Below are 6,409 nucleotides of genomic sequence, written 5' to 3' on the forward strand. Positions count from 1 at the left end.
TTTTATGTGTGTGAAACTTTGAACGAATGAAGCAATTTTTTATCAGAAGAGGCACGGGAAGAGTCCGAGTTATTGCCGTCATTCCGCTAATACGGTACACTAGTCCTAAGTAATAGAGGTGAAAAATATGATTTTATTACAAGTCAATCAATTACAAAAATACTATGGTGCTGACCTTATTTTATCGAATATAAAGCTAGAATTACAAACAAGAGACCGCGTGGCTCTTGTCGGCCGTAACGGGGCTGGAAAATCGACACTTCTAAAGATTATTGCCGGACATTTGTCCCATGATGGCGGAGAAATTATCAAGCCAAAGGAAGTAACGATCGGTTATTTAGCCCAAAATACAGGATTAGAATCCAATTTATCCATTTGGGATGAAATGCTGACCGTTTTTGAACCACTTCGCCTCATGGAAAAATCTCTTCGCCAGCTGGAAGAACAAATGGCAGACCCCGCTGTGTTTGAAGATGCCGTCAAGTATGAACGGGTTCTTAAAGAATATGATACCCTTCAAGTAAAATTTAAGGAGCAGGGTGGATACCAGTTCGAGGCTGACATTCGTTCCGTTCTCCATGGTCTAAACTTTCAAGACAATTCCCTCATGATTGCTAGTTTAAGCGGAGGGCAAAAAACCCGGCTTGCTTTAGGGAAACTGCTGTTAACGAAACCTGATATTTTAATTTTGGACGAGCCTACCAACCATCTGGACATTGATACCCTTTCCTGGCTCGAACAATATTTGCAGGGATATGATGGCGCTATTTTAATCGTCTCCCATGACCGTTACTTTCTAGATAAAGTCGTGAATCAGGTCTATGAAGTTTCCCGCAAGCAAATCCAACGTTTTCCGGGGAACTACAGTGCGTACCTTGACCAAAAAGCGGCCAATTATGAACGGGATATGAAACTGTATGAAAAGCAACAGCAAGAGGTAGCGAATCTGCAGGATTTTATCCAACGAAATTTAGCGCGCGCCTCAACAACGAAACGGGCACAGAGCCGCCGGAAAAAATTAGAGAAGATGGAGTTAATGGACCGCCCTCTTGGGGATGAGAAGTCCGCTACCTTCTCTTTTGAAATTGAAAAACAAACGGGGAATGATGTATTAACCGTCGATTCACTAGCGGTTGGTTACGAGGGCGATAAAGTGTCTGAGGATATCTCCTTCCGTGCCTTTAAGGGTGAAAGCATTGCCCTTGTCGGCCCGAACGGAATCGGTAAGTCTACACTTTTAAAAACCATTATTAAGAAGCTCCCCGCACTTGGTGGAACCATTCAATATGGGACAAACCTTGCGATTGGCTATTACGATCAGGAACAAGCAGAGTTAACCTCTAATAAGCGAGTATTAAATGAGCTGTGGGATGATTACCCGCTAAAAAATGAAAAAGAGATTCGTACCGTTCTAGGAAACTTCTTGTTCTCTGGTGATGATGTGCTAAAAATTGTCTCCACTCTTAGCGGAGGCGAAAAGGCACGGTTGGCACTTGCCAAGCTCATGCTAGAAAAGGCCAATGTTCTGATCCTCGACGAGCCGACGAACCACTTGGACCTTGATAGCAAGGAAGTCCTGGAGAATGCACTAATTGATTACCCTGGTACGATTTTGTTTGTTTCCCATGACCGCTATTTTATAAATCGAATTGCTACGAAGGTATTGGAATTAAGCCGTCACGGCAGCACAGAGTATCTCGGAGATTATGATTATTATTTAGAAAAGAAACTCGAACAGGAAGAGTTGGCCGCACTGGCACTGGCTGAATCCGCCAAAAAGGCTGCTCAAGCAGACGTCCTAGAGAAAAACTCTTATCAACAGGATAAGGAAAGCAAAAAGCTAGAGCGCCAGCGTAAAAGGAAGCTAGAAGAGATTGAGTTGCGGATTGAAGAGCTGGAGGAAGAGATCCAAGACTTCGAACAGCAGCTATGTGCACCTGATATTTTTCAAAATCACGAAAAAGTGCTAGAAATTAATATAAAAAGTGAAAAAGCAAAGACTGAGCTTGAGCAATTGATGGAAGAATGGGCTGAGCTTGCTGATTAATCGGAAAAACCGGGCTGGTGTGCCCGGTTTTTCCTTTTATGTCTTGTTTTCGGAGGTGAGGGAGTCGATGAAGACTCCCTTTACTTTTACTTTTCCTTGGAAAAAGCCAGCTAACTTCGATGTAGACTCTTTCTACTTTTACTTTTTCTTGAAAAAACCCAGCTCACGTCGATGTAGACTCCTTCTACTTCTACTTTTCCTTGAAAAAAGCCAACTAACATCGATGTAGACTCTTTCTACTTCTCCTTTTTCTTGAAAAAACCCAGCTAATGTCGATGTAGAGTCCTTCTACTTCTACTTTTTCTTGAAAAAAGCCAGCTAACTTCGATGTAGACTCTTTCTACTTCTACTTTTTCTTGAAAAAACCCAGCTAATGTTGATGTAGACTCCTTCTACTTCTACTTTTTCTTGAAAAAAGCCAGCTAACTTCGATGTAGATTCTTTCTACTTCTCCTTTTTCTTGAAAAAACCAGCTAATGTTGATGTAGACTCTTTCTACTTCTCCTTTTTCTTGAAAAAACCCAGCTAATGTTGATGTAGATTTCCTCTACTTATTTCCTTCAAAAAAGCAGGGAATTTTATCTACACGTTTCTCTGATTTATCTACACAAAATCGGCATATATCTACACACTTTAGGATTATTTCTACACGTTTCTCCGTTTTATCTACACACTTTCATCATTTATCTACAATTTTTATTAAAACAGTCCTTTTTCCACAACTTTATCTACATTTTAAAGGTTACTATTTCAGTTATTCCACACACTTTTCCACATTATCCACAGTAAACACCGTTTTTATCCACATTGTCCACAATAATAACTATAGTTATCAACATATAAACAATTTCTTGTTTATTTTGAAAAAATCTTATCCACAAGAAAACCCTTCCATTGGGGAAGGGTTACACTTCATTATACAATTCAATATCAAGTCCTGGAATGGCATTCAAATCCAACCCAGCTCTGACTCCTTTTTCAAACATGACGCTTCCCGCCGCAGCAATCATAGCGGCATTATCTGTGCACAAAGATAACGGAGGAATGACTAATTCAATTTCCGGCTTATTTGCAAATGTTTTTTCTAAAGTACTCCTTAACCCTTTATTTGCAGCCACTCCACCAGCTACTAATAATTGTTTCACCCCATACTTGGCAACTGCTTTTTCAGTTTTAACGACAAGTACTTCAATCACACTCGCTTGGAAGCTTGCTGCTAAATCTTCAGGAGCAATCTTCTCGCCTCTCTGTTCCGCATTATGCACAGTATTAATCACAGCAGATTTCAATCCGCTAAAACTAAAATCAAAAGAGCCTTCCTCCAGCCATGCACGAGGCAAATCAATAGTAGGACTTCCTTCGTGCGCTAACCTGTCGATATGCGGACCACCCGGATATGGCATATTTAACGTTCTAGCCACCTTATCATAGGCTTCTCCAGCGGCGTCATCTCTTGTCTCACCAATGACTTCAAAGTGACCGTGCTCCTTCATATAAACAAGCTCCGTATGGCCACCAGAGACTACAAGCGCTAATAAAGGAAATTTCAGTTCGGTTACCAGCCTATTTGCATATATATGCCCGGCAATATGATGAACAGGCACTAATGGCTTATTATGAGCAAATGCCAATGCTTTCGCTGCATTTACACCTATCAACAACGCTCCCACTAATCCAGGACCTTCTGTAACAGCAATCGCATCCAGGTCTGCGATGGTTACATTCGCTTGGTTCAGTGCTTCCTCCATCACAATCGTGATTTGCTCGACATGATGACGGGAGGCAATTTCGGGAACAACCCCGCCAAACCGCTTATGACTTTCAATTTGTGAAGCTACGACGTTTGCTGCCATCTCACGGCCATTTCTAATAATAGCAACTGCAGTCTCATCACAGCTTGTTTCTATTGCTAAAATTAATTGATCTTTTTTCATAAATTCACCCACATCACTAGTGCATCTTCTTGGTTATCTGAATAATAATTCTTTCGAATGCCGCCATCCTGAAACCCTAATTTCCGATATAGGGATTGTGCTATATGATTCGTCACTCTCACTTCAAGAGTCATACTTCTAGCTCCCATCTCTCTAGCCACAGACATTAGTTTTGTCATTAATGCCTCACCCAGTTTCTTTCCTCGATACCCCGGCATAATAGCTACATTTGTCACGTGGGCTTCATCGATGACCACCCATGTTCCACAATAACCAATAATCTTATTGTCATCCTCAAGCACAATATAGACTGCAAATTTGTTATTGTGCAGCTCATTATAAAATGCTTCCCTGCTCCAAGGTGTAGTAAAGGATGCATGCTCAACCTCTAGAACTTGATCAATATCCTCATCCCTCATATAACGAAAAACAAAAGAATCTACCATATATCTCTTTCCCTATCCATTTATATTTTTCCCTTTGCCTCAAGCCACTTGGCCTCTGCTTCTGCTAAACGTATATAATTTGGAACAAAGGAATGGAGATCCTCTCCCGCATAATCCTTTCCTAACAACCCAAGCTCAGCAGGACGCGGATTATGTTCAGTCACACTTGCAAAAATCGCCTTAGAACCTAGTACTTCTTCAATTTTAGCTTGATGAATTGGCAGGTCGTTTCCTACAAATAAGATGGGCTTATCTGAATCTGATAACCTGTCTACCCAGTCAGCAAGCATTACTAGCTGATCCTGTTGCACCACGGTAAGCTTTCCATCTACAAATTGATAAAGGCCTGTGTAAACTTGTCCCCTTCTGGCATCAAACAAAGGGGATACCATTCCATCAAAATATCGTCCCGTTCCCCCGGCTAAAATTTCAAGGCTGGAAACTCCCACAAGGGGAATGTTTAACGTCCATGCTAATGTTTTAGCAATGGTTACGCCAATTCTTACACCTGTATAAGAGCCTGGGCCTTTGGCAACGACAATCTTGGTCAAATCAGCTGGAACCTTTCCACAATCCTTCATTAAGGTTTCAATAGCCGGCATAATCCGTACAGAGTGATTCTTCTTTAGATTGGTGATATATTCTCCTATTACCTGATCCTCTTCTAAAAGCGCTACTCCTAACGCATAATTAGAAGTATCTATCGACAATATTGTCATCTAAAAATCTCCTTACATAATTCCTCATATCTGTTTCCCTTTGGTGCTAACACCAATTTCCTTTGATCGCCTTCGTCACGATACAAGAAAATTGTTAATAGTTCTTGTGGAAGCTGTTCTTCAATCAAATGAGCCCATTCCACTACCGTGACTCCATCACCTTCAAAGTATTCATCAAAACCCAGGTCTTCATAGGCATCTGCTACCCGATAGACATCCATATGATACAACGGCAGCCTGCCACTATACTCTTTAATAATGGTAAAAGTCGGGCTGTTAACGGTCTTCTTTACTTCCAACCCTTTAGCCAGACCCTTAGTAAACGTCGTTTTTCCTGCCCCAAGGTCGCCTTCAAGGGCGATAACATCACCTGGCAGTAAAAGCTTGGCCAAACGTTCTGCAAATATAGACGTTTCCTCCGAATTTGTCGTTTTCCATTCGAATTGGTTCATTCAATCACCTTTTACTTTCCTAACAATCCTTTATTCTCATTTTACCTTATTTATGTGTAAAAAAAACCTTAGGATATCTCCTAAGGATGCCTTTTCCATATGTAGTGTACATGATTATGATGAATTGAGCAAAAAAACCAAATAAAATACATAAAAAAAAGCCGAAACCTGGTTTCGTACTTGATTTTAGCATATATATGGCGGTCCGGACGGGACTCGAACCCGCGACCTCCTGCGTGACAGGCAGGCATTCTAACCAACTGAACTACCGGACCATATTGCGGGGACAGGATTTGAACCTGCGACCTTCGGGTTATGAGCCCGACGAGCTACCAGACTGCTCCACCCCGCGACGGTATAAATTATAAAATTTTGAGCATGCTCTGAGTTTAAGCCCGCTCCGATTTCGGAAGGCTTATTCAAGCAGTGGCTCAATCGTTGCGCTGTAGAGGTTCGAAGAAGATTATTCGATCGTGCTCCACCCCGCGACAATAATATATTAAAACAGCCTGGAAACGTCCTACTCTCACAGGGACTTTCGTCCCAACTACCATCGGCGCTGAGAAGCTTAACTTCCGTGTTCGGTATGGGAACGGGTGTGACCTTCTCGCCATAGTTACCAGACTATTTTATTTGAGAGTTCGTTCTCTCAAAACTAGATAATGTAGAAGAAAATTCAATAAACATTTGAGTTCGCTTTAAAACTTGGTTAAGTCCTCGAACGATTAGTATCAGTCAGCTCCACATGTTACCACGCTTCCACCTCTGACCTATCAACCTGATCATCTTTCAGGGTTCTTACTAGCTTGAA

General features: G+C 41.5%; 5 protein-coding genes, 2 tRNA genes and 2 rRNA genes. 1 reads left to right on the forward strand and 8 read right to left on the reverse strand.

The genetic code is table 11. The annotated features are described in order from the left end of the window. Positions 1-127: 127 nt before the first annotated feature. Positions 128-2,047: an ABC-F family ATP-binding cassette domain-containing protein gene (locus QE429_RS24355; RefSeq protein WP_307290681.1), complete on the forward strand. Its 1,920-nt coding sequence runs from the start codon at positions 128-130 to the stop codon at positions 2,045-2,047. 905 nt (positions 2,048-2,952) lie between these two features. Here QE429_RS24355 and tsaD read toward each other — a convergent pair. The 8 genes from tsaD to QE429_RS24395 form a co-directional block, all read right to left on the reverse strand. Continuing rightward, complete coding sequence (gene tsaD, locus QE429_RS24360) at positions 2,953-3,981, reverse strand: tRNA (adenosine(37)-N6)-threonylcarbamoyltransferase complex transferase subunit TsaD (RefSeq protein ID WP_307290682.1); 1,029 nt, start codon at positions 3,979-3,981, stop codon at positions 2,953-2,955. After that, positions 3,978-4,427 (reverse strand): ribosomal protein S18-alanine N-acetyltransferase, encoded by a 450-nt coding sequence (rimI, locus tag QE429_RS24365; RefSeq protein ID WP_307290683.1) that lies wholly within the window; start codon positions 4,425-4,427, stop codon positions 3,978-3,980. Before rimI ends, tsaD begins: the two co-directional genes overlap by 4 nt. A gap of 20 nt (positions 4,428-4,447) precedes the next feature. Further along, positions 4,448-5,146, reverse strand: coding sequence for a tRNA (adenosine(37)-N6)-threonylcarbamoyltransferase complex dimerization subunit type 1 TsaB (tsaB, locus tag QE429_RS24370; protein WP_307290684.1), 699 nt, complete (start codon positions 5,144-5,146; stop codon positions 4,448-4,450). Then, on the reverse strand, positions 5,143-5,598 hold the full coding sequence (gene tsaE / locus QE429_RS24375; protein WP_307290685.1) for a tRNA (adenosine(37)-N6)-threonylcarbamoyltransferase complex ATPase subunit type 1 TsaE: 456 nt from the start codon (positions 5,596-5,598) through the stop codon (positions 5,143-5,145). Before tsaE ends, tsaB begins: the two co-directional genes overlap by 4 nt. Before the next feature lie 198 nt (positions 5,599-5,796). Continuing rightward, a tRNA-Asp gene (locus tag QE429_RS24380) sits at positions 5,797-5,873 on the reverse strand. 3 nt (positions 5,874-5,876) lie between these two features. Then, positions 5,877-5,950, reverse strand: a tRNA-Met gene (locus QE429_RS24385). Between the two features lie 155 nt (positions 5,951-6,105). Next, a 5S ribosomal RNA gene (rrf, locus tag QE429_RS24390) occupies positions 6,106-6,222 on the reverse strand. An 81-nt stretch (positions 6,223-6,303) separates the two neighbouring features. Beyond that, positions 6,304-6,409: ribosomal RNA gene (locus QE429_RS24395) — 23S ribosomal RNA — on the reverse strand; the annotation flags it as partial.

Source organism: Bacillus sp. SORGH_AS_0510, from assembly GCF_030818775.1.
Taxonomy (GTDB): domain Bacteria; phylum Bacillota; class Bacilli; order Bacillales; family Cytobacillaceae; genus Neobacillus.

Coding starts and splice junctions, on each gene's coding strand:
- QE429_RS24355 (WP_307290681.1), top strand. CDS start 128: ATGATTTTATTACAAGTCAATCAATTACAAAAATACTATGGTGCTGAC.
- tsaD (WP_307290682.1), bottom strand. CDS start 3,981: ATGAAAAAAGATCAATTAATTTTAGCAATAGAAACAAGCTGTGATGAG.
- rimI (WP_307290683.1), bottom strand. CDS start 4,427: ATGGTAGATTCTTTTGTTTTTCGTTATATGAGGGATGAGGATATTGAT.
- tsaB (WP_307290684.1), bottom strand. CDS start 5,146: ATGACAATATTGTCGATAGATACTTCTAATTATGCGTTAGGAGTAGCG.
- tsaE (WP_307290685.1), bottom strand. CDS start 5,598: ATGAACCAATTCGAATGGAAAACGACAAATTCGGAGGAAACGTCTATA.